The 19262-nt window shown below is 60.5% G+C and carries 19 protein-coding genes; 13 read left to right on the top strand and 6 right to left on the bottom strand.

What is annotated here, in order from left to right:
* Nucleotides 1–137 precede the first annotated feature (137 nt).
* A complete protein-coding gene (locus OQ248_RS19700; RefSeq protein WP_096821112.1) occupies nt 138–692 on the top strand; it encodes an RNA polymerase factor sigma-70 in 555 nt (184 codons plus the stop codon).
* Between the two features lie 72 nt (nt 693–764).
* Here OQ248_RS19700 and OQ248_RS19695 read toward each other — a convergent pair whose 3' ends face one another.
* From OQ248_RS19695 to OQ248_RS19685, 3 genes are all read right to left on the bottom strand, one after another.
* A complete protein-coding gene (locus OQ248_RS19695; protein WP_265813693.1) occupies nt 765–1778 on the bottom strand; it encodes a GNAT family N-acetyltransferase in 1014 nt (337 codons plus the stop codon).
* Between the two features lie 88 nt (nt 1779–1866).
* On the bottom strand, nt 1867–2664 hold the full coding sequence (locus OQ248_RS19690; RefSeq protein ID WP_265813691.1) for a transporter substrate-binding domain-containing protein: 798 nt from the start codon (nt 2662–2664) through the stop codon (nt 1867–1869).
* Between the two features lie 91 nt (nt 2665–2755).
* Entirely contained in the window at nt 2756–3379 is a 624-nt protein-coding gene (locus OQ248_RS19685) for a TetR/AcrR family transcriptional regulator (protein ID WP_265813690.1), read from the bottom strand.
* Nucleotides 3380–3566: 187 nt separating this feature from the next.
* On the opposite strand from OQ248_RS19685, the gene OQ248_RS19680 reads away from it, so the two are divergent.
* The 8 genes from OQ248_RS19680 to OQ248_RS19645 all read left to right on the top strand — a co-directional run bounded on the left by OQ248_RS19680 (nt 3567) and on the right by OQ248_RS19645 (nt 12850).
* The gene (locus OQ248_RS19680) at nt 3567–5357 is read left to right on the top strand and encodes an acyclic terpene utilization AtuA family protein (protein ID WP_265813689.1); all 1791 of its coding nucleotides are present in this window, start codon (nt 3567–3569) and stop codon (nt 5355–5357) included.
* Nucleotides 5358–5369: 12 nt separating this feature from the next.
* On the top strand, nt 5370–6239 hold the full coding sequence (locus tag OQ248_RS19675) for an SDR family oxidoreductase (protein ID WP_265813688.1): 870 nt from the start codon (nt 5370–5372) through the stop codon (nt 6237–6239).
* Nucleotides 6240–6242: 3 nt separating this feature from the next.
* A complete protein-coding gene (gene atuC / locus OQ248_RS19670) occupies nt 6243–7859 on the top strand; it encodes a geranyl-CoA carboxylase subunit beta (RefSeq protein WP_265813687.1) in 1617 nt (538 codons plus the stop codon).
* Between the two features lie 30 nt (nt 7860–7889).
* A complete protein-coding gene (gene atuD / locus OQ248_RS19665; protein WP_265813686.1) occupies nt 7890–9047 on the top strand; it encodes a citronellyl-CoA dehydrogenase in 1158 nt (385 codons plus the stop codon).
* The gene (locus OQ248_RS19660; RefSeq protein ID WP_265813685.1) at nt 9044–9841 is read left to right on the top strand and encodes an enoyl-CoA hydratase-related protein; all 798 of its coding nucleotides are present in this window, start codon (nt 9044–9046) and stop codon (nt 9839–9841) included. The genes atuD and OQ248_RS19660 overlap by 4 nt, the downstream gene beginning before the upstream one ends.
* Nucleotides 9842–9909: 68 nt before the next feature.
* Nucleotides 9910–11871 carry an acetyl/propionyl/methylcrotonyl-CoA carboxylase subunit alpha gene (locus tag OQ248_RS19655; RefSeq protein ID WP_265813684.1) on the top strand — a complete coding sequence of 654 codons (1962 nt, stop codon included), beginning with the start codon at nt 9910–9912 and terminating at the stop codon, nt 11869–11871.
* A 69-nt stretch (nt 11872–11940) separates the two neighbouring features.
* Complete coding sequence (locus OQ248_RS19650; RefSeq protein ID WP_265813683.1) at nt 11941–12483, top strand: exonuclease domain-containing protein; 543 nt, start codon at nt 11941–11943, stop codon at nt 12481–12483.
* An 82-nt stretch (nt 12484–12565) separates the two neighbouring features.
* Nucleotides 12566–12850, top strand: coding sequence for a pyrimidine/purine nucleoside phosphorylase (locus tag OQ248_RS19645; protein ID WP_007940055.1), 285 nt, complete (start codon nt 12566–12568; stop codon nt 12848–12850).
* Nucleotides 12851–12921: 71 nt separating this feature from the next.
* Here the strand turns inward: OQ248_RS19645 and OQ248_RS19640 are convergent, their stop codons facing one another.
* Together OQ248_RS19640 and OQ248_RS19635 are read right to left on the bottom strand one after the other, a co-directional pair.
* Nucleotides 12922–13728, bottom strand: a complete 807-nt coding sequence (locus OQ248_RS19640) for an MOSC domain-containing protein (RefSeq protein ID WP_265813681.1) — start codon at nt 13726–13728, stop codon at nt 12922–12924.
* A 90-nt stretch (nt 13729–13818) separates the two neighbouring features.
* A complete protein-coding gene (locus OQ248_RS19635) occupies nt 13819–14754 on the bottom strand; it encodes a chemotaxis protein CheV (protein ID WP_085710725.1) in 936 nt (311 codons plus the stop codon).
* A 454-nt stretch (nt 14755–15208) separates the two neighbouring features.
* Here OQ248_RS19635 and OQ248_RS19630 point away from each other — a divergent pair, with 454 nt between their 5' ends.
* The 3 genes from OQ248_RS19630 (at nt 15209) to OQ248_RS19620 (ending at nt 17719) form a co-directional block, all read left to right on the top strand.
* The gene (locus OQ248_RS19630) at nt 15209–15679 is read left to right on the top strand and encodes a hypothetical protein (protein ID WP_265813680.1); all 471 of its coding nucleotides are present in this window, start codon (nt 15209–15211) and stop codon (nt 15677–15679) included.
* A 490-nt stretch (nt 15680–16169) separates the two neighbouring features.
* Nucleotides 16170–17063 (top strand): sensor histidine kinase, encoded by an 894-nt coding sequence (locus OQ248_RS19625; RefSeq protein WP_265815116.1) that lies wholly within the window; start codon nt 16170–16172, stop codon nt 17061–17063.
* Entirely contained in the window at nt 17060–17719 is a 660-nt protein-coding gene (locus tag OQ248_RS19620) for a response regulator transcription factor (protein ID WP_085710728.1), read from the top strand. Before OQ248_RS19625 ends, OQ248_RS19620 begins: the two co-directional genes overlap by 4 nt.
* On the opposite strand, the gene yegS is transcribed toward OQ248_RS19620, so the two are convergent.
* On the bottom strand, nt 17703–18620 hold the full coding sequence (yegS, locus tag OQ248_RS19615; RefSeq protein ID WP_265813679.1) for a lipid kinase YegS: 918 nt from the start codon (nt 18618–18620) through the stop codon (nt 17703–17705). The two genes, OQ248_RS19620 and yegS, sit on opposite strands and share 17 nt — an antisense overlap.
* Nucleotides 18621–18934: 314 nt before the next feature.
* On the opposite strand from yegS, the gene OQ248_RS19610 reads away from it, so the two are divergent.
* Nucleotides 18935–19243, top strand: a complete 309-nt coding sequence (locus tag OQ248_RS19610) for a hypothetical protein (RefSeq protein ID WP_178083492.1) — start codon at nt 18935–18937, stop codon at nt 19241–19243.
* Nucleotides 19244–19262 lie beyond the last annotated feature (19 nt).

Below are 19262 nucleotides of genomic sequence, written 5' to 3'. Positions count from 1 at the left end.
AGATCGCACTGTTATGGATCATTAGTTCTCTTTCTCAATTGACAATCATTATCATTCAACATAATTTGTCGCTCGATGTGTAGGACGGCCCCGTCCCCCAGGCGTCCCACTAACCTATTGGCAGCAAGGTGATTTCCATGACGGAACAAGTATCCACAAGCAGGTGCGATTCACCGCTACTTCAGGCATTCGTCGACAATCGACTGATTCTGGTCAAGATTGCAGCCCGCATTACCGGCTGCCGGTCACGCGCCGAAGATGTGGTGCAGGATGCGTTCTTCCGACTGCAATCGGCGCCGCCGATCACGTCGTCGATCAAGGCCCAGCTGAGTTATCTGTTCCAGATCGTGCGCAATCTGGCCATCGATCACTACCGTAAACAGGCGCTGGAGCAGAAGTACGCCGGCCCCGAGGAGGAAGGGTTGAACGTGGTCATCCAGGGCGCCTCGCCGGAAACCTCGCACATCAACTTCTCGACCCTGGAACACATTGCCGATGCATTGACCGAGCTGCCGGTCCGCACCCGCTATGCGTTCGAGATGTACCGTCTGCATGGCGTGCCGCAAAAGGACATCGCCAAGGAGCTCGGCGTTTCCCCGACCCTGGTCAACTTCATGATTCGTGATGCGCTGGTGCACTGCCGCAAGGTGTCGGGCAGTCGTGCAGATGCCGTGACGGCGAACCGTCGCTGACAGCACACCGCCCAAAAAAAAGATCGCAGCCTTCGTCGAAGGGCTGCGATCTTTTTTTGTTTCAGCGAGACGTCACGCCAGTTTGCAGCGATCAAAAAACCGCTCGCGCCCCAGGATCATCAACGCCGCGCGCTTGTGCGGGAAGTCGAACTCCTTTTCGCAGTGGAAGCACTGGTTGTGCATGTGGCCGATCATCTTCGCGTTGTCGGCACGCGGCTCGGCGACCACACGCTGAGTGCGCGGGTCATCCAGAAACAGATAGTGCACCAGCGCCGACAGCCAGCTCGCCACCTTGTGCGGGCCGCGATGGTCTTCCTCACCGACCAGCATGTGAATGCCACGATCGTAATTGTCGGCATCGTAGAACGGCGCGATGCGATCTTCCTTGGCCCAGTAGGCTTCGAAGTAAGCGAACGGCTGATCATCGAAACAACCGATCAGCGTCAGCGTGTGCGGATCGGCATCGAGCTTGCTCAGGTACTCGCGATGCTGTTCGAGGCTGCCCTCTTCCTGCCAGAAACTGGCGACTCGCGGACTGTTCTGCCAGCGATTGAAACGTGCAAGATCCTGCTCGATCTCCACCGTTCGCAGAGAAATCCATGCACCAAGACGCGCATCGAAACGCCGATAAACCTCACCGCGCGGTTTCACCGGCCGCAGCGGATGACGCTTGCCGTTGCTGATGACCATCTGCTGCGGATAACTGCCCGTCAGCGAGGCGCCCAGCCACGGTTGCGGCAGTTGCCAGAACAGCGTGCGCTCGCAGCGATATTCGCCCGCCACGTCGGTGCTCACCAGCAAGCCGCTGAGCAAGGCTTCGGTCGGTGGTTGATCCAGTTGCCAGATCAATTGCTGACGCGCCGGATCCCGGGCAAACAGCCAATAACAGGCCGCCCACAGCGCCTGGCCTGGCGGCAACGCATAACGTTCATCGATCTGGATCGGCCCCTGGCCTTCACGATCGAGGCGCAGGCGAATCAGCGGTTGCCCGTCCAGGCTCAGGCTCAGACGGCTTTCAGTGGCATCGGCTATCAGTTGACTGCCCGAAGGCAAGGCCAGGGCAGTCAGGTCATTCAGATTGGACATGGGTCGGGCTCACGATAATCGTCGACAGTTCAACGATGGGAACGTGAGCCGAAGCGGGAAATTTAGGCCGTGCGGGGAAAACCGCACGTCATGGGCGAGGCACCGGCACCACGGCAATCTTGTACGGATCGAAGATCTTCAGCATCTGCCCGCTGTCGCGCAGCCCTTGCAGCAACTTGCCGAACGCTTCGCCGGTGATCGGTGCCTTCGGGCTGAGAATGGCGTAATGGTGGTAGATCTGGTCGATGCGTTGCGACACCAGCAATTCGTCACGCACCTTGTCGTTGCGCAGCAGGTAATCGAACAGATACGAGCGAGTCACCAACGCAATGTCCGCCCGACCGCGCAGCACCATCAACAGGTTGCTGTCGTGGGAATAGGTCAGTGTGGCGTTGTAGGTTTCCGCGAGGTATTTGGGGTCGGCATTGAAGTTGGCGAATTCGTAGTGATAGCCGCTGTACAGTGCCAGCCGTTTGCCCTTGAGATCGGCGAAGTAACTCTGCTGGCGACCGGGTTCTTTCTGCGCGACGAAAATCTCTGCATCTTCCAGCCCCATGTCGACCGTGGTGTGGGGAATGTCTTTCCAGCCCCAGTCCGGGTTCTCGAAAATCGCCATGTCCGTGCGACCTTCCTTGAAATCGCCGAACCGCCGCGGAATCGAGGTGGGGACAAGCTCGAAACGATAGTCGCTCTGCGAGTGGTTCAATGCCTGGACCAGCTCCGGCAGCAGACCGGTGTCGGCGCCGTTTTCCGGGCGAATGGTGTAAGGCGGAAAATGCGCCGCGCCCACCCGAACCACTTGCACCGCCTGAGCGGGCAATACCCATAGTGCAGCCAGCGCTGCGAGCATCAGCCCCGCGGCCGTCCGATCTGGCAAAGACTTCAAAACACCCCACTCCCCGAAAAAGTACCGTTGCATGCATTCAAGCTAGGCGGTTTCGCCCAGTTAGCCAGTTTCCCGGGCCGATAGAAAGCGATTAGCGCTCTTCGAGCACCAGAATCAACGCCTCTTCGGCCAGTTGATCAAGGCTCAGACTGCCGCCGGCGCGGAACCAGGTGGTGGTCCAGGACAATGCGCCCGTGAGAAAACGTCGGGTAATGAACACATCGCCGCGAATGAACCCCGCTTCTTTGGCTTCGCCCAGCACTTGCAGCCAGATGTCCTCGTAGATATCACGCAACGCCAGCACCCTGGCCTGACCGTCTTCGGACAGCGAGCGCCATTCGTACACCAGCACCGCCATCGCTTCGCCGCTGCCGCCCATGATCGACTGCAATTCGCAGCGGATCAGCGCCAGCACCCGCTCGCGCACATTGGCCGCATCGGCCAGGGCCGCGCGCATCAGCGCGGTGTTGTAGCGAATGGTTTCTTCCATCACCGCGCGCAGGATTTCGTCCTTGCTCTTGAAGTGATGAAAAATGCTGCCCGACTGAATGCCCACGGCGCCGGCCAAGTCGCGCACGGTGGTGCGTTCGTAGCCCTTGTTGCGAAACAGGTGGGCCGCCACTTGCAGCAGTTTGCCGCGAGCGCTGTCCGGGTCGGTCAACTGGCCTTGGTCGACCAGTTCGCGCATGACCTTCAGGGCTTTTTGCTCGTCCACCCGTTCTCTCCTACAGTCGTTCAGTCGTCTGCCGCCCTGAAACCGCAGGGTTGCGCGGGCAATTTAAGCCGCCGGCCGCGACCAAGCAAGCGCTTGGGCAGAAGATAATTTCGCCTGTTTACAAACCAAGCGCTTGCTTGGTAGCCTCGATGCACTTCTGTCACAGGTTGCTGAGTCGGAGATAAAAATGCCCACCACGGTTCGCATCGGATGCGCCAGCGCATTCTGGGGAGACACCTCGACCGCCGCCGCGCAGCTCGTGGCCGCAGGACAGCTGGATTATCTGGTGTTCGACTATCTGGCCGAGATCACCATGTCGATCATGGCCGGCGCGCGCATGAAGGACCCGCAGGCCGGGTTTGCCGGCGATTTCATCGAAGTCCTCACGCCATTGCTGCCACAACTGGCCGAACAGAAGATTCGCGTCATCAGCAATGCCGGCGGGGTCAATCCCCAGGCCTGCGCCGCCGCGTTGCAAGCGGCCTGCGACAAGGCCGGCGTGGCGCTGAAAATCGCCGTGCTGTCGGGCGATGACCTGCAACCGCAATTCAAACAGCTCGCCACCCAAGGCATCACGGAAATGTTCAGCGGCGCCCCGCTGCCGCCGATGTGCGTGTCGACCAACGCCTACCTCGGCGCACCGGGCATCGTCGAAGCCCTGCGTCTGGGCGCCGACATCGTCATCACCGGCCGCGTGGTCGACAGCGCGGTGGTCAGCGCCGCACTGGTGCATGAATTCGGCTGGTCGTGGCACGACTACGACAAGCTCGCCCAGGCCGCTCTGGCCGGGCACATCATCGAATGCGGCGCGCAGTGCACCGGCGGCAATTTCACCGATTGGCGCGACGTGCCGGATTACGAACACATCGGTTTCCCGATCGTCGAGGTCAGCGCCGACGGCCAGTTCATCGTCAGCAAACCCGAAGGCTCCGGCGGACTGGTCACGCCGCTGACCGTCGGCGAACAGATGCTCTACGAAATCGGCGATCCGCAGGCCTATCTGTTGCCCGATGTGGTCTGCGATTTCAGTCAGGTCAAGCTTCAGCAACAAGGCAAAAACGCAGTCCGGGTCCACTGTGCGAAAGGCCTGCCGCCCAGCGACAAATACAAGGTCAGCGCGACATATCCGGACGGGTTCCGTTGCACCGCCAGTTGCCTGATCGCCGGTATCGATGCGGTGGAAAAAGCCCGGCGCGTCAGTCAGGCGATTATCGACAAGACCTCGGAAATGCTCGACCAGAAAGGCCTCGGCCCTTACACCGAAACCCATATCGAACTGCTCGGCAGCGAAGCCACCTACGGCCCCCACGGCCAGCGCCGGGACAGCCGCGAAGTGGTGATCAAACTCGCCGTGCGCCACCCGACCAAACAGGCGCTGGTCCTGTTCTCCCGGGAAATCGCCCAGGCCGCCACCGGCATGGCGCCGGGCCTGACCGGCATCGTCGGCGGACGGCCGATGGTGTATCCGCTGATCCGGCTGTTCTCGTTCCTGATCGACAAAAGCGCCTGCACCTTGCAGATCGACATGGACGGCGAATCTCATCCGTTCGCCCTCCCCGCTCCCGCTACCCTCGACAGCCAGGATCTGCCTCTGCCACACGAAACGCCCACCCCCCATGGCCGCGCCGACGCCAGCGTAGCGCTGGTGAAACTGGCCGTGGCGCGCTCCGGCGACAAGGGCAATCACAGCAACATCGGTGTGATGCCACGTCGCCCGGAATACCTGCCGTGGATCGCCGAAGCGCTGACACCGGCGGTGGTGGTCGACTGGATGAGTCATGTCCTCGACCCGATTCATGGCCGGGTCGAACGCTGGTATCTGCCGGGCACCCACAGCCTGAATTTCCTGCTGGAAAACGCCCTCGGTGGCGGCGGAGTGGCCAGCCTGCGCATCGACCCGCAAGGCAAAGCCTTCGCCCAGCAATTGCTGGAAATCCAGATCCCGGTGCCGCAGAGCATCGCCGAACAGTTCGATTAGAGGATTGGCACCATGGCGTATGAATCAATTTTCAGGGCCGATCTGTTCAGCGGCCAGACGGTGATCGTCACCGGTGGCGGCAGCGGCATCGGACGTTGCACCGCCCATGAACTGGCGGCGCTCGGGGCCACCGTGGTGCTGGTCGGACGCAAGCCGGAAAAGCTGCAAGCCGTCGCCGCCGAAATTGCCGAGGACGGTGGCCGGGCGCACTGGAAGGCCTGTGACATTCGTGACGAAGAAGCGGTGAAAGCGCTGGTCAGCGAGTTGATCCGCGAACACGGCCCAATCCACGGACTGGTCAATAATGCCGGCGGTCAGTACCCGTCGCCCCTGGCCTCGATCAATCAGAAAGGCTTCGAAACTGTGCTGCGCACCAATCTGGTCGGCGGTTTTTTAATGGCCCGGGAAGTGTTCAACCAGTCGATGAGCAAGCACGGCGGCAGCATCGTCAACATGCTTGCCGACATGTGGGGCGGCATGCCCGGCATGGGCCACTCCGGCGCCGCGCGGTCGGGCATGGACAACTTCACCAAGACCGCCGCCTTCGAATGGGGTTACGCCGGGGTGCGGGTGAATGCGGTGGCGCCGGGCTGGATCGCCTCCAGCGGGATGGACACCTATGAAGGCGCGTTCAAGGCCGTGATCCCGACCCTGCGCGAACACGTACCGCTCAAGCGCATCGGCACCGAATCGGAGGTCAGCGCCGCGATTGTATTTCTGCTCAGCCCGGCGGCGTCGTTCATCAGCGGTAGCACGTTGCGCATCGACGGCGCTGCCAGTCTGGGCAGTCGTGCATGGCCGCTGCACAAGGCGACCCACAGCGAATCCTTCAACGGTTTTCACCGGGCCTACGTGCCGGACGTCTTGAAGGACAAGGAGTAAGCCATGCCGGTCATTCAGTCCCAGCTCGATCCACATAGCGAAGCCTTCGCCCGCAACCGCGCGGCCATGCTCGCCGCCATCGAGCAAGTCCAGCAGCTCGAACAGAACCTGCTGAACAAGGCTGCCGAAGCCAAACCGAAATTCGACAAGCGCGGACAATTGCTGCCCCGCGAACGCCTGAACCTGCTGCTCGACCCCGGTGCGCCGTTCCTCGAACTGGCGAGCCTGGCCGGCTACAAACTGCACGACGACAAGGACGGCAGCTCGGCCGGTGGCGGCCTGATCGCCGGCATCGGTTACGTGTCCGGTGTGCGCGCCTTGATCGTGGCGAACAACAGCGCGATCAAGGGCGGGACAATTTCCCCGTCGGGCCTGAAAAAATCCCTGCGCCTTCAACAGATCGCCCAGGAAAACAAACTGCCGGTGATCACCCTCGCCGAAAGCGGCGGCGCCAACCTCAATTATGCGGCGGAGATTTTCGTCGAAGGCGCACGCAGCTTTGCCAATCAGGCGCGGATGTCGGCCATGGGTTTGCCGCAGATTACTGTGGTGCATGGCTCGGCTACCGCCGGTGGCGCGTATCAGCCAGGGCTGTCGGATTACGTGGTGGTGGTGCGCGGCAAGGCCAAGCTGTTTCTTGCCGGCCCGCCGCTGCTTAAAGCGGCGACCGGTGAAGTGGCCACCGACGAAGAACTGGGCGGCGCCGAGATGCACGCACAAGTCGCCGGCACCGCCGAGTACCTGGCAGAAAACGATGCTGACGGCGTGCGTCAGGTGCGGGAAATCATCAGTTTGTTGAACTGGAACGAACAACTGCCGTGGCTGCCCGAGCCGCAATTCAAGGAGCCGTTGTACCCCATCGACGAACTGCTCGGCCTGATCCCGGACGACCCGAAAAAACCTTACGACGTGCGCGAAATCATTGCGCGGATCGCTGACGAATCGCGCTTCATGGAGTTCAAGGGTGAGTTCGATCAGCAGACCATTTGCGGTCACCTGAAAATTCAGGGGCGCGCCTGCGGCTTCATCGGCAATAACGGCCCGATCACGCCCAACGGCGCGAGCAAGGCGGCGCAGTTCATTCAGCTCTGCGACCAGAGCCAGACGCCGCTGCTGTTTTTCCACAACACCACCGGGTTCATGGTCGGCACCGAATCGGAACAGCACGGCGTGATCAAGCACGGCTCGAAACTGATCCAGGCCGTGGCCAATGCACGAGTGCCGAAACTGACCATCGTGGTCGGCGGCTCCTATGGCGCGGGCAACTACGCGATGTGCGGACGCGGGCTCGATCCGCGCTTCATCTTCGCCTGGCCCAACAGCCGCACGGCGGTGATGGGCGGCGCCCAGGCCGGCAAGGTGCTGCGCATCGTCACCGAAGCCAAACAGTTGAAGGACGGCCTGGTGCCCGACCCGAAAATGCTCGACATGCTGGAACAGGTCACCGCGCAGAAACTCGACAGCCAGTCCACCGCCCTCTACGGCAGCGCCAACCTGTGGGACGACGGGCTGATCGATCCGCGCGATACCCGCACCTTGCTCGGCTACCTGCTGGACATCTGCCACGAAGCCGGCATCCGCACGCTGGCCCCCAACAGCTTCGGCGTCAGCCGCTTCTGACCGCCTCGGACCTCAAGGAGAACAATAAAAATGATCTTCACCCCGGAACACGAAGCCCTGCGTCGCACCGTCCGCCAGTTCGTCGAGCACGAGATCAACCCCCACGTCGATGAATGGGAAAAGGCCGGACGCTTTCCGATCCACGAGATTTTCCGCAAGGCCGGCGACCTCGGTTTGCTGGGGATTTCCAAACCGGAAAAGTTCGGTGGCATGGGCCTGGATTACAGCTATTCGATCGTCGCCGCCGAAGAGTTCGGCACCATCCACTGCGGCGGCATCCCGATGTCGATCGGCGTGCAGACCGACATGTGCACCCCGGCCCTCGCCCGCTTCGGCTCCGATGAGCTACGCGACGAATTCCTGCGCCCGGCGATCACCGGCGAACAGGTCGGTTGCATCGGCGTGTCGGAAGTCGGCGCCGGTTCCGATGTCGCCGGGCTCAAGACCACCGCGCGCAAGGACGGCGACGACTATGTAATCAACGGCAGCAAGATGTGGATCACCAACTCGCCGAGCGCCGACTTCATCTGCCTGCTGGCCAACACCTCGGACGACAAACCGCACATCAACAAGTCGCTGATCATGGTGCCGATGAACACGCCAGGCATCAGCCTCAGTTCGCACCTGGACAAGCTCGGCATGCGCAGCTCGGAAACCGCCCAGGTGTTTTTCGATAACGTGCGCGTGCCCCAGCGCAACCGCATCGGCCATGAGGGCGCAGGGTTCATGATGCAGATGCTGCAGTTCCAGGAAGAACGCCTGTTCGGTGCGGCCAACATGATCAAGGGCCTGGAATACTGCGTCGACTGGACCATCGAGTACTGCAAGGAACGCAAAACCTTCGGCAATGCGCTGATCGACAATCAGGTGATCCATTTTCGCCTCGCCGAATTGCAGACCGAAATCGAATGCCTGCGGGCGCTGGTCTATCAGGCCACCGAGCAGTACGTGAAAGGCCAGGACGTCACCCGACTGGCCTCGATGGCCAAGCTCAAGGCTGGACGCCTCGGTCGTGAGGTGAGCGACAGTTGCCTGCAATACTGGGGCGGCATGGGGTTCATGTGGGACAACCCGGTGGCCCGCGCTTACCGCGACGTGCGTCTGGTATCGATTGGCGGCGGCGCCGACGAAATCATGCTGGGGATCATCTGCAAACTGATGGGCATCCTGCCGGGGAAAAAGAAATGACCACCCTGCCCCCTTGCCAGACGCTGTTGCTGGAGCCGCATAACGGCGTGCTGCACATCACCCTAAATCGCCCGGAAAGCCGCAACGCCATGAGCCTGCAAATGGTCGCCGAACTGCGCGCAGTGCTGGCCGCCGTGCGCGATGACCGCAATGTTCGCGCGCTGGTGCTCAGCGGTGCCGGCGGGCATTTCTGTGCCGGTGGCGACATCAAGGACATGGCCAACGCCCGCGCTCAGGGCAGCGATGCCTATCGTGAGTTGAATCGGGCTTTCGGGTCGCTGCTGGAAGAAGCCCAGCACACACCGCAAGTGTTGATCACCGTACTGCAGGGCGCGGTGCTCGGTGGCGGTTTCGGGCTGGCGTGCGTGAGCGATATCGCGATGGCCGATCATCAGGCGCAATTCGGTCTGCCGGAAACCAGCCTCGGCCTGTTGCCGGCGCAGATCGCGCCGTTTGTGGTGCAGCGCATTGGTCTCACAGAGGCCCGCCGCCTGGCGCTGACCGCCGCCCGTTTCGATGGGCATCAGGCCCGACGGCTGGGGCTGGTGCACTTTGTCGAACAGGATCCGCAGGCACTCGCCGAACGTCTGGATGAAGTGCTCGATCACGTCTTGTGTTGCGCACCGGAAGCGAATGCCGTAACGAAAAAATTGCTGCTGGCCAGTGCCGGCCAGCCATCGAGCGAACTGCTCGATGAAGCGGCGCAATGGTTCAGCGAAGCGGTGACCGGTGCCGAGGGCATCGAAGGCACGATGGCGTTCGTGCAAAAGCGCAAACCCGGATGGAGCACCTGACCCTGTGGGAGCGGGCTTGCCCGCGATGAGGCCCTTCAATCCACCGCCAACATTCAGGAAAAACCACCATGCCCGCCATCCATAAAATCCTGATCGCCAACCGCGGTGAAATTGCCTGCCGCATACAGCGCACCGCCCAGGCCCTCGGCTATCGCACCGTCGCGGTGTTCAGTGACGCCGACGCCGATGCGCTGCATGTCCAAATGGCGGATGAGGCTGTGAACATCGGCCCCGCATCGGTGCAGCAGTCCTACCTGAACATCCCGGCCATCCTCGACGCCGCACGGCGCAGCGGTGCCGACGCGATCCATCCCGGTTATGGCTTCCTTTCGGAAAACGCCGGGTTCGCCCGGGCCTGCGAACAGGCCGGCCTGACTTTCATCGGCCCCAGCGTCGAAGCCATCGAACTGATGGGCAGCAAACGCCAGTCGAAAATTGCCATGCTGGCTGCCGGGGTGCCGTGCATCGCCGGCTATCAAGGCGCCGAGCAGGACGACGCGACCCTGACACGGGAAGCCGAGCGCATCGGCTATCCGCTGATGATCAAGGCCAGCGCCGGCGGTGGCGGACGTGGCATGCGGCTGGTGCATCATGCATCTGAATTGGCGGCGCAATTGCGTACCGCCCGCTCCGAAGCCTTGAACGGATTCGGCAGCGACGAACTGATCCTCGAACAGGCCCTGATCGAACCGCGTCACGTCGAAGTGCAGTTGTTCGGCGACCGGCACGGCAACCTGATCTACCTCGGCGAACGGGACTGCTCGATCCAGCGTCGCCACCAGAAGGTGATCGAGGAAGCGCCTTGCCCGGTGATGACCGAAGAACTGCGTCAGGCGATGGGCGAAGCGGCGCTCAAGGCCGGGCGTGCAGTGAACTATGTGGGCGCTGGCACCGTGGAGTTTCTGCTCGATGCCCGCGGCCAGTTCTTCTTTCTGGAGATGAACACCCGGCTGCAGGTCGAACACCCGGTGACTGAGTTGATTACCGGCCTGGATCTGGTGGCCTGGCAGCTATTGGTTGCCGAGGGTCAGCCGCTGCCGTTGACCCAAGCGCAGGTGAAACTCGATGGCCACGCCATGGAAGTGCGACTCTATGCCGAGGATCCGGCCCAGGGATTCCTGCCGCAGACCGGGCGTATCGAAGCCTGGGAACCGGCACTGGATCGGGGAGCGCGGGTTGATCACGGGCTGATCGACGGTCAGTCGATCTCACCGTTCTACGACCCGATGCTCGGCAAACTGATCGCCCACGGTGCAACCCGTGAAGAGGCCCGGCGAAAACTGTTGTGCGCGGTGCAGGACAGCGTGTTGCTGGGTGTGCAGAGCAATCAGCGGCTGCTGGCCAGTCTGTTGCAGCATCCGCAGTTCATCAGCGGCGAATTCAGCACCGGGTTTATCCCGCAACACTTCGCCGACCATCCATGCCTGCATCCCCATGCACCGAGTGCGGAAGAACTCGCGATAGCGGCGTTGCTGTTCTATCAATCTGCCGCGGGTTCGCATCGCGCACCGTTGGCCGGTTGGCGCAACAATGCCGGCGCGCCTCTGCACTATCGCCTGGGTCTTGAAGATCAGGAATGGAGCGTGCAATTACTGGCCGCCCCGGATGGCATCGTTCGGGTACAGGTCGCTGAACGCGCCTTCGAACTGAAGCTCATCGAACACGGCGAACGCTCGATTTCCCTGGACATCGAAGGTCTGCGCCAGCGCCACGCCTATCGCCTGCACGACGACCAGCTCTGGCTGTTCACTCGCCCCGGCAGCCTGCGTCTGGTGAATCGAACTCACGCCGTGATCGACAGTCAGACCAGCGTCAGCACCGGCACCTTGAAAGCCCCGATGGATGGCGCAATCATCGACGTGCTTGTCAGCGAAGGCAGCCCGGTCAGTAAAGGCCAGCTGCTGGTGGTGCTGGAGGCGATGAAAATGGAGCACCCGCTCAAGGCCGGCATCGATGGCGTGCTCAAGCGGGTGCAGGTCAAGGTCGGCGATCAGGTCAAAAATCGTCAGGTTCTGTTACAGGTTGAGTGAGTGGTCAAACGCATCCGCAAGGTTTGACTACGCTCTGACTATCAGGACGCGGAAATCAGGAACCCTGCGATGCCCCATTGGCTGGTCATTGATCTGGAAGCCACCACCGATGAAGGTGGCTGGCCGGTTACGGAAATGGAGATCATCGAAATCGGTGCCACCCTGGTGGATCGAACCGGTCGCGAGCAGGATCACTTTCAACGTTTCGTCAAACCGACGCGTCGGCCACTGCTGACGCCGTTCTGTCGTGAACTCACACACATCACCCAGGCCAACATCGACGCCGCGCAACCGCTGAGCGATGTCTGGCCGGCGTTCGAGCGCTGGCTCGCTCAGCATCAGGCTCGCCTTGAAGGCTGGGCCAGCTGGGGTGATTACGACCGCAAGCAATTGCTTCAGGAATGGCAGCGCCTGCAACTCGACAGCGCGCTGAGCCGTGTGCCGCACATGAACCTCAAACAGCGCTTTGCCAAGGCCCGACGCCTCGAACGGCCCCTGGGACTCAATGGCGCCCTGCAACTGGCGGGCATGCAGTTCACCGGTCAGCAGCACCGGGCGCTGGAAGATGCGCGCAATACCGCCCGATTATTGCCGCTGGTGCTGCCGCTCTAGCGCAGGTGACGGCGCCTTGAGCCTTGTGCATACTGGCCGACCTTTTTGACCCTTTTTAAGCCCTTTTCGAGAGGAATCGCCCATGTTTAAAGTCAACGAGTACTTCGACGGCACCGTCAAGTCGATCGCTTTTGGCACTGCCGAAGGCCCTGCGACCATCGGCGTCATGGCCCCGGGCGAATACGAATTCGGCACCAGCCAGCGTGAAATCATGCACGTGGTTTCGGGCGCACTGACCGTCAAGCTGCCAGACAGCAGCGACTGGGAAACCTTCGCCGCCGGCAGCCAGTTCAACGTGCCGGCCAACAGCAAGTTCCAGCTGAAAGTGGCCGTCGACACCGCTTACCTGTGCGAATACCGCGGCTGAAACCAAGCTTTTCTGCGGCAATAAAAAATGCCCGTGTCCTTGGACACGGGCATTTTTCGTTTCGGGGTGGGTTATTCGAGGATTTCCACCGGCATGCCGACTTCGAGTCGACCGTTGCTGTCGTTGACCAGGTTCTGACCGAACATTGCACCGTCGGCCTGGGCGCGGGTCTTCTGCAGGGTCGCCAGTGGCTCGCGGTCGGTGCTGCGCTCACCGGTTTTCGGGTCGATTGTGGTGAGGATGCAGCGCGAACACGACTTGACCACGCGAAACTCGACATCGCCAATGCGGATGCGCTTCCAGCCATCCTCGGCATACGCCTCGCTGCCCTCGATCACCAGATTCGGCCGGAACCGCAGCATTTCCAGCGGACGCCCGACTTCCTGCGACAGATGTTGCAGCGATGCCTCACCAATCAGCAGCAGCGGGAAACCGTCGGCAAAGGCCACCTGATCGTCATCGTTGCCGTACCCGGCCTGGGTCGTGCGGGCGCGATCCAGCGGCACTTGCACCAGTCGGGTCGGCTTGCCGATGAATTCGCTGACCCAGCGGGCCGCTTCTTCACCGGCATCAGGTACACGCAAAGTGTCGCGCCAGATGGTCACGCCGCGCAGCTCGGCTTCGTTGCCGGGCAAGGCGATATCGATCGCCGAATGCCCCGGCGCATCGAGGGTCAGGCCACCGTCGGCATTCCACAGCGCGGACAACTGGCTCATCTTCGCTTCGGCACGCTGAGTCAGGAAGCGCCCGCTGGCCTCGTCCACCAGCATCCAGCGTCGGTCGCCCTCAAGCCCCAGTTTGTCCAGGCCGATCCCTTGCAGGACCTCGCCTTTGCCGGATTTCAGCGGGTAACGATAAAGCGCGCTCAGACGCAGCATGGCCAGCTCCCTGGTGGGTGAAAAACGCCACCCTATACGAGCTTTGTCGCCGAATCAAAGGCTGACGCCGGGTCAGCCTCGACAAGCTGATCAGGCCGGCACTTCGTCGAGCATCAGACGCTGGCGCACCACATCGACCAGTTTGTCCGGCTGGAACTTGGAGAGGAAGTTGTCGCAGCCGACCTTCTTCACCATCGAGTCGTTGAAGCTGCCGGACAGCGAGGTGTGCAACACCACGTACAGGCCACGCAGACGCGGGTCGTTGCGGATTTCGGTGGTCAGGCGATAGCCGTCCATTTCCGGCATTTCCGCGTCGGTGAAGATCATCAACAACTTGTCGGTCATGTTGACCCCGGTGTCGGCCCAGGCCTTGAGCATGTTCAGGGCTTTCAGACCGTCGCTGGCGATGTGCATCTTCACGCCCAACTGACCGAGGGTGTCGCGCAATTGCGACAGCGCCACATTGGAGTCATCCACCAGCAGCACTTCACGGCCGCGGGCACGTTCCAGGACCGGATCTTCCAGTTTGTCGCGGGAAACCTTGGCGTTGTACGGAACGATTTCGGCGAGGACTTTCTCGACGTCGATGATTTCCACCAGTTGATCGTCGACCTTGCTGATGGCGGTCAGGTAGTGCTGGCGGCCGGCACTGGTCGGCGGCGGCAGGATGGCTTCCCAGTTCATGTTGACGATGCGATCTACGCCTCCGACGAGGAAGGCCTGCACCGAACGGTTGTACTCGGTGACGATAATCGTGCTGTTGGGGCCCGGCACCAGTGGGCGCATGCCGATTGCCTGGGACAGGTCGATCACCGGCAGGGTCTGGCCGCGCAGGTTGACCACACCACAGACAAACGGGTGGCGCTGAGGCATCAGGGTCAGCTTCGGCAGCTGCAGGACTTCCTGGACCTTGAACACGTTGATCGCGAACAATTGGCGCCCGGCCAGTCGAAACATGAGAATTTCCAGGCGATTCTCACCCACCAGTTGCGTGCGTTGGTCTACCGTATCGAGAATGCCGGCCATCAAATGACTCCTGGGGCTTGTACTGGTGAATTCATTAAAGGGGGTTATCGGCGGATTCCGGCCAATCTTGATCCCCATACAAATCACCTACAAAATGCCATGAGAAAGCATTGATGTCACATTAACATCATGCTTTACTGGCCCCGTGATTTCATCTGCTACATTCTCTGCGGCGCGACCACGGTTTGCGCGGCAGGTTCCCGTGCCTAAGGGATTCCCCTAGTAACAATCAGGCCCAACCTGATGTTCGCAATATCCAATAGCCATTAATGTGACGCCATTCTCATTGCATGAACGGAGTCAGGCTTTTGTGTGCGATCGCAGGTCAGTGGAAACTCACCCTCTCGAAACCCCTGTCAAAAGCCTCGGCACCGCAGGGCGCGATCTCACGACGGTTCATGATCGTCGACACAGACGACATTCGCTCATCAGACATGACGTTGTGGAGATAAGCATGCCGAACGACCGTAAAGAGTGGGCGCAGCGGTTCCCCGAATTTCTTGTCGAGGCTGAAACGCTCCTGGCCAAGTCCGAAGAGTGCCTGAGTCACTTGCAGCTGATCAGCAATGACAAGGACGCAATCGATTGCATGCTCAGCACACTGCTCAAACTGGCGAACAAGGCCGATGCCCTGGCACTGGTGGCAGTCTCCGAGTTCTGCCGGCACCTGCACGGTTTGCTCACTCAGACGCAAGATCATGTCGACCTGCATGCCCAGGCTCTCGACGCCCTGAAAGATTGCTTCACTCTGATGGCCTGGCAACTTGAACTGGTCGACCAGAGCACCGGCCAGCTAAGCCTGGACGAAAGCGAGCAGACGTCCCTCATCGAAGCGTTCGCCTTCCAGGTCGGACAGAGCCAGTTTCAACCGCCGCTCAGTACCAAACCCTTGTCCCTCGTGTCTTACTCGGAGCGACAAGCGTAATCGAGTACACCCCGAACCCGTTGCAGCCGTTTAGTTCGAGCCATCGAATGTCGCAATTGAATAACTCATGCCTGCCAGCGACGTCTCCAAATAAATAATTACGCTTCAACATCCAGACTGCCTACCGTTGAAGTCAGGGTTTACCCGTGTATAAGAATTGAAGACTTCAGGTGTCATCGATAATTATCGACTCCAATAAATCAACTTTTTCCATTATGGAACTCGCGTCCAACATGGCGTATTTCCTGACTCTTTGGACATATAGGGCGAACGCGACCAACGGTATGTTAAGTGGTATTATGCCGCGCGTTAGTTGCTTTCACTTAATGGCACAGTGACTTCAATGATCGGTCTGCTCCAAAGTTGGCAGTCAATTATCGATCACTGAACCGTTTTGAAACCAACAACCTGAATCACAGATTTTCAGACAGAGACCGCCAGCCACTCTGACCGGTCTACCCGCAGCGAACATCCATTGGCTCCATCCGCTATGTACGCCAGCCTCAAGTCAATCGCCACATGGCCACCCACCCGAGAAAACGCGCGCAGGTTCACGCTCTCGCTTTGCATTGGTGCAGCTTTGGGCAGTCTGCTGACTTATTGCCTGTCCGCACCGTTGTCGTTTGGCCTGCTGTTGCTCAATTTGGCAGCCGCCGCTTGCGTCTTTACCCAGCATCGCCTGTCGCGCAAGTCGATCAAGTTCCAGCCACAGGAGCTGGCCGATCGTTTACTCGAAGTCCAGGAAAACGAACGCCATCGCCTCAGCCGCGAACTGCACGACGATATCGGCCAGTTGCTGACCGCCGCCAAGTTGCAGAGCGAATGGCTCAAACGGCGTCTGCCCGATGACCTTCAAGAACAATGTTCGGCACTCTGCGACACCCTTGATGAAACCCTCAATAAAGTCCGCGACGTTTCGGCCATTCTCAACCCACGGCAACTGACCAGCCTCGGGCTGGAAGCCAGTCTGCGCGCGCATTTGCTCAAGACACTGGCCAATACATCGGTTCACTGGAGCCTGGACTGTCAGCAGCGCTTGAACGGCATCCCCGAAGAAATGGCTGTCGCCGCCTTCCGCATCACCCAGGAAGCCGTGACCAACATCCTGCGACATGCGCAGGCCAAGAATCTGCTGATCCGCGTGCAACGCCTTCCCCAAGGCTTGACCCTGCTGATCAGCGACGACGGTCTGGGGTTTGCCCCGGCCGCCAATCCCGGTCGTGAAGGACAACGAGGCATGGCCGGGATGGCCGAACGGATCGAGCAACTGGGCGGCAGCCTGAGCGTGACGAGCGAACCGGGCAAAGGCACTCAAATCGAAGCACTATTCCCCTGGGCGCCCCGTGCACTCGAGCGGGCCAGTACGAATAAGGTTATGCGTTGACTTGTAACTTACTTCTGGTGGATGACCACTCGCTGATCAGAGCCGGCGTGCGCGCTCTGGTGCTGGATATTCCCGGTTACGCGGTAATCGGCGAGGCCAATGACGGCTCGCAATTGCTCGAGATGGTCGAGCAACTGAACCCCGATATCGTCTTGCTGGACATTTCCATGAGAGAAACCGGCGGCCTGGAGGCGTTGCAGCGGCTCAGACGGGTTCGTCCGCACAGCAAAGTGCTGATTCTGTCGATGCACACCGACCCTGCGCTGATCATGCAGGCACTGGAATCCGGGGCTCATGGCTATCTGCTCAAGGACACCACGGCCACTGAGCTCGAACACGCACTGGAAGCCCTGCGCAACAACGAACGCTACCTGAGCCCGGCCATTGCCCACACGGTGATCAACCAGGCCCTGACACGCAATCAGAAGTTGCAACCGGAAGTCGCCGACTCACACAACCTGACAGCGCGCCAACTGGAAATCCTGCGCCTGATCGTTCGCGGCAAGTCCACCCGTGAGATCGCCAATGGTTTGGGCCTGAGCATCAAGACTGTGGAAACCCACCGCTCGCAGATCATGAAACGCCTGCAGATCTACGATGTGGCGGGGCTCGTACTGTTTGCCGTACGGGAGCAGATCATCAGTCTGGACGACTGACCCGCCTCGTCCTGCCCAACAGCGGCGAGTTCTCCGGCAAATGCACACGCAATGCCGCCGGACGCGCCGCAAACCGCAGACTGTCTCCTTCCAGCGGCTCGCCATCAAGGTTGATGCAGAGTCCTTCGGCGACCTTGATTTCGACCCACGGCAGACGTGTGCGGACAAACATGTTGTCGAGACCGAATCCGTCGCTGAGCAGGTTTTTCAGCGTGCCGACCAGCTCCTGTGGTGCCGGCAGGATACTGATATCCAGCAGGCCGTCATCCACCAGTGCCTCCGGACACAACACATGTCCTCCGCCCGCCTGGCGACCATTACCGATCCCCAGCGCGAGCAGTTCACCGCTCCAGTGAAAATCCGGCCCCTGCAATTCGCCATAGGCGGCGTGCAACTCACTGAATCGCGACAGGCCCGTAAACAGATAGGCCGCGCCGCCCAGCACCTTTTTCAGATCTTCCGAGGTATTGGCGGTGACCTGACTGCCAAACCCGCCCGTGGCCATATTCAGGAATATCTGCCCGCCCACCTCCCCCAGATCGATGTCACAGGCTGGCGCGTCAAGCAAATCGAGGGCCTCATCCGGTTCCAGAGGAACACCGGCCGCGCGGGAAAAATCGTTGGCGGTTCCCAGTGGCAGCAGCACCAGACTGGCCTCTCCCGGGTGAGCCGCCAGGGCCTCGGCGATATCGCGCAAGGTGCCATCGCCACCGCCAGCAATGATTGTCCCATATCCGGCAGCCAGCGATTCTTCCACCAGGCGCTGTGCATCGCCGGCTTCCCACGTCAGGCGCACTGCCAACTCCCAGCCCTGTCCGCGCTTGCGTTCAACAGCGGCGCGAACCGCTTCGTTGAGTGCCTGCTTGCCATGCAGAATCAACAATGCCCTGCGCTCATCCATATTGGCCACTCCCGTTATTAAATCAGTTCGGGACATCTTGACCTCCACGGCACGCAAAAGAGCCACCGCAATCCCAAGTATTTCCAGCGACGCGGCTCATTCGTCCTACAAGGCGGTATTTTTTCGTACGGAATGTAAGGAATCGGCTCAATTGACCCATCCAGACCATTCGTACACTGTGGGTCTGAGGCAGCAATCTTTAACCCGATAACACAAGGATGTGCAGGTAATGAGTCAAAACATCACCCGGACGCTAGATCATTCGAGCAGCCGTTTCTGCCAGCAGAAACTCATGGCAGCAGGCGGAATTTCCCATGCACGGTCATGAAGCAAGAATGACAGCAAGTCCGGTTGCCCCCCTCTCCGGCAGTCGCGCCTGCCATAAACCCGAACTCAAGAGCAGCGCCAAAAACACTGGAGAAAAAATCATGGACCCTCGTGTCACTGAGCTGGAAACCCACATCAAGTACATCCGCCGTGACATGGACGAAGTAAAAGGAGACGTCAAAGCCATCAAACACCGTCTCTCCTACTCCGCAGGTGCCACAGCTGTGGTCCTTGGATTGTTGGGCTGGGTTGCCAATAGTCGCTTTGACCAGTTAGTTGCACTGATCAGTCGCTGACGAACTGAAATGCAGGCCC

This window comes from Pseudomonas sp. COW5, from assembly GCF_026240005.1.
Lineage (GTDB): Bacteria > Pseudomonadota > Gammaproteobacteria > Pseudomonadales > Pseudomonadaceae > Aquipseudomonas > Aquipseudomonas kribbensis.
This window is presented reverse-complemented; position numbering and strand designations above follow the sequence as displayed.

Bases quoted from the DNA above. Each gene is read 5' to 3' on its own strand.
- OQ248_RS19700 (WP_096821112.1), top strand. From the start codon at position 138: ATGACGGAACAAGTATCCACAAGCAGGTGCGATTCACCGCTACTTCAG.
- OQ248_RS19695 (WP_265813693.1), bottom strand. From the start codon at position 1,778: ATGTCCAATCTGAATGACCTGACTGCCCTGGCCTTGCCTTCGGGCAGT.
- OQ248_RS19680 (WP_265813689.1), top strand. From the start codon at position 3,567: ATGCCCACCACGGTTCGCATCGGATGCGCCAGCGCATTCTGGGGAGAC.
- OQ248_RS19675 (WP_265813688.1), top strand. From the start codon at position 5,370: ATGGCGTATGAATCAATTTTCAGGGCCGATCTGTTCAGCGGCCAGACG.
- atuC (WP_265813687.1), top strand. From the start codon at position 6,243: ATGCCGGTCATTCAGTCCCAGCTCGATCCACATAGCGAAGCCTTCGCC.
- atuD (WP_265813686.1), top strand. From the start codon at position 7,890: ATGATCTTCACCCCGGAACACGAAGCCCTGCGTCGCACCGTCCGCCAG.
- OQ248_RS19660 (WP_265813685.1), top strand. From the start codon at position 9,044: ATGACCACCCTGCCCCCTTGCCAGACGCTGTTGCTGGAGCCGCATAAC.
- OQ248_RS19655 (WP_265813684.1), top strand. From the start codon at position 9,910: ATGCCCGCCATCCATAAAATCCTGATCGCCAACCGCGGTGAAATTGCC.
- OQ248_RS19650 (WP_265813683.1), top strand. From the start codon at position 11,941: ATGCCCCATTGGCTGGTCATTGATCTGGAAGCCACCACCGATGAAGGT.
- OQ248_RS19645 (WP_007940055.1), top strand. From the start codon at position 12,566: ATGTTTAAAGTCAACGAGTACTTCGACGGCACCGTCAAGTCGATCGCT.
- OQ248_RS19640 (WP_265813681.1), bottom strand. From the start codon at position 13,728: ATGCTGCGTCTGAGCGCGCTTTATCGTTACCCGCTGAAATCCGGCAAA.
- OQ248_RS19635 (WP_085710725.1), bottom strand. From the start codon at position 14,754: ATGGCCGGCATTCTCGATACGGTAGACCAACGCACGCAACTGGTGGGT.
- OQ248_RS19630 (WP_265813680.1), top strand. From the start codon at position 15,209: ATGCCGAACGACCGTAAAGAGTGGGCGCAGCGGTTCCCCGAATTTCTT.
- OQ248_RS19625 (WP_265815116.1), top strand. From the start codon at position 16,170: ATGTACGCCAGCCTCAAGTCAATCGCCACATGGCCACCCACCCGAGAA.
- yegS (WP_265813679.1), bottom strand. From the start codon at position 18,620: ATGGATGAGCGCAGGGCATTGTTGATTCTGCATGGCAAGCAGGCACTC.
- OQ248_RS19610 (WP_178083492.1), top strand. From the start codon at position 18,935: ATGCACGGTCATGAAGCAAGAATGACAGCAAGTCCGGTTGCCCCCCTC.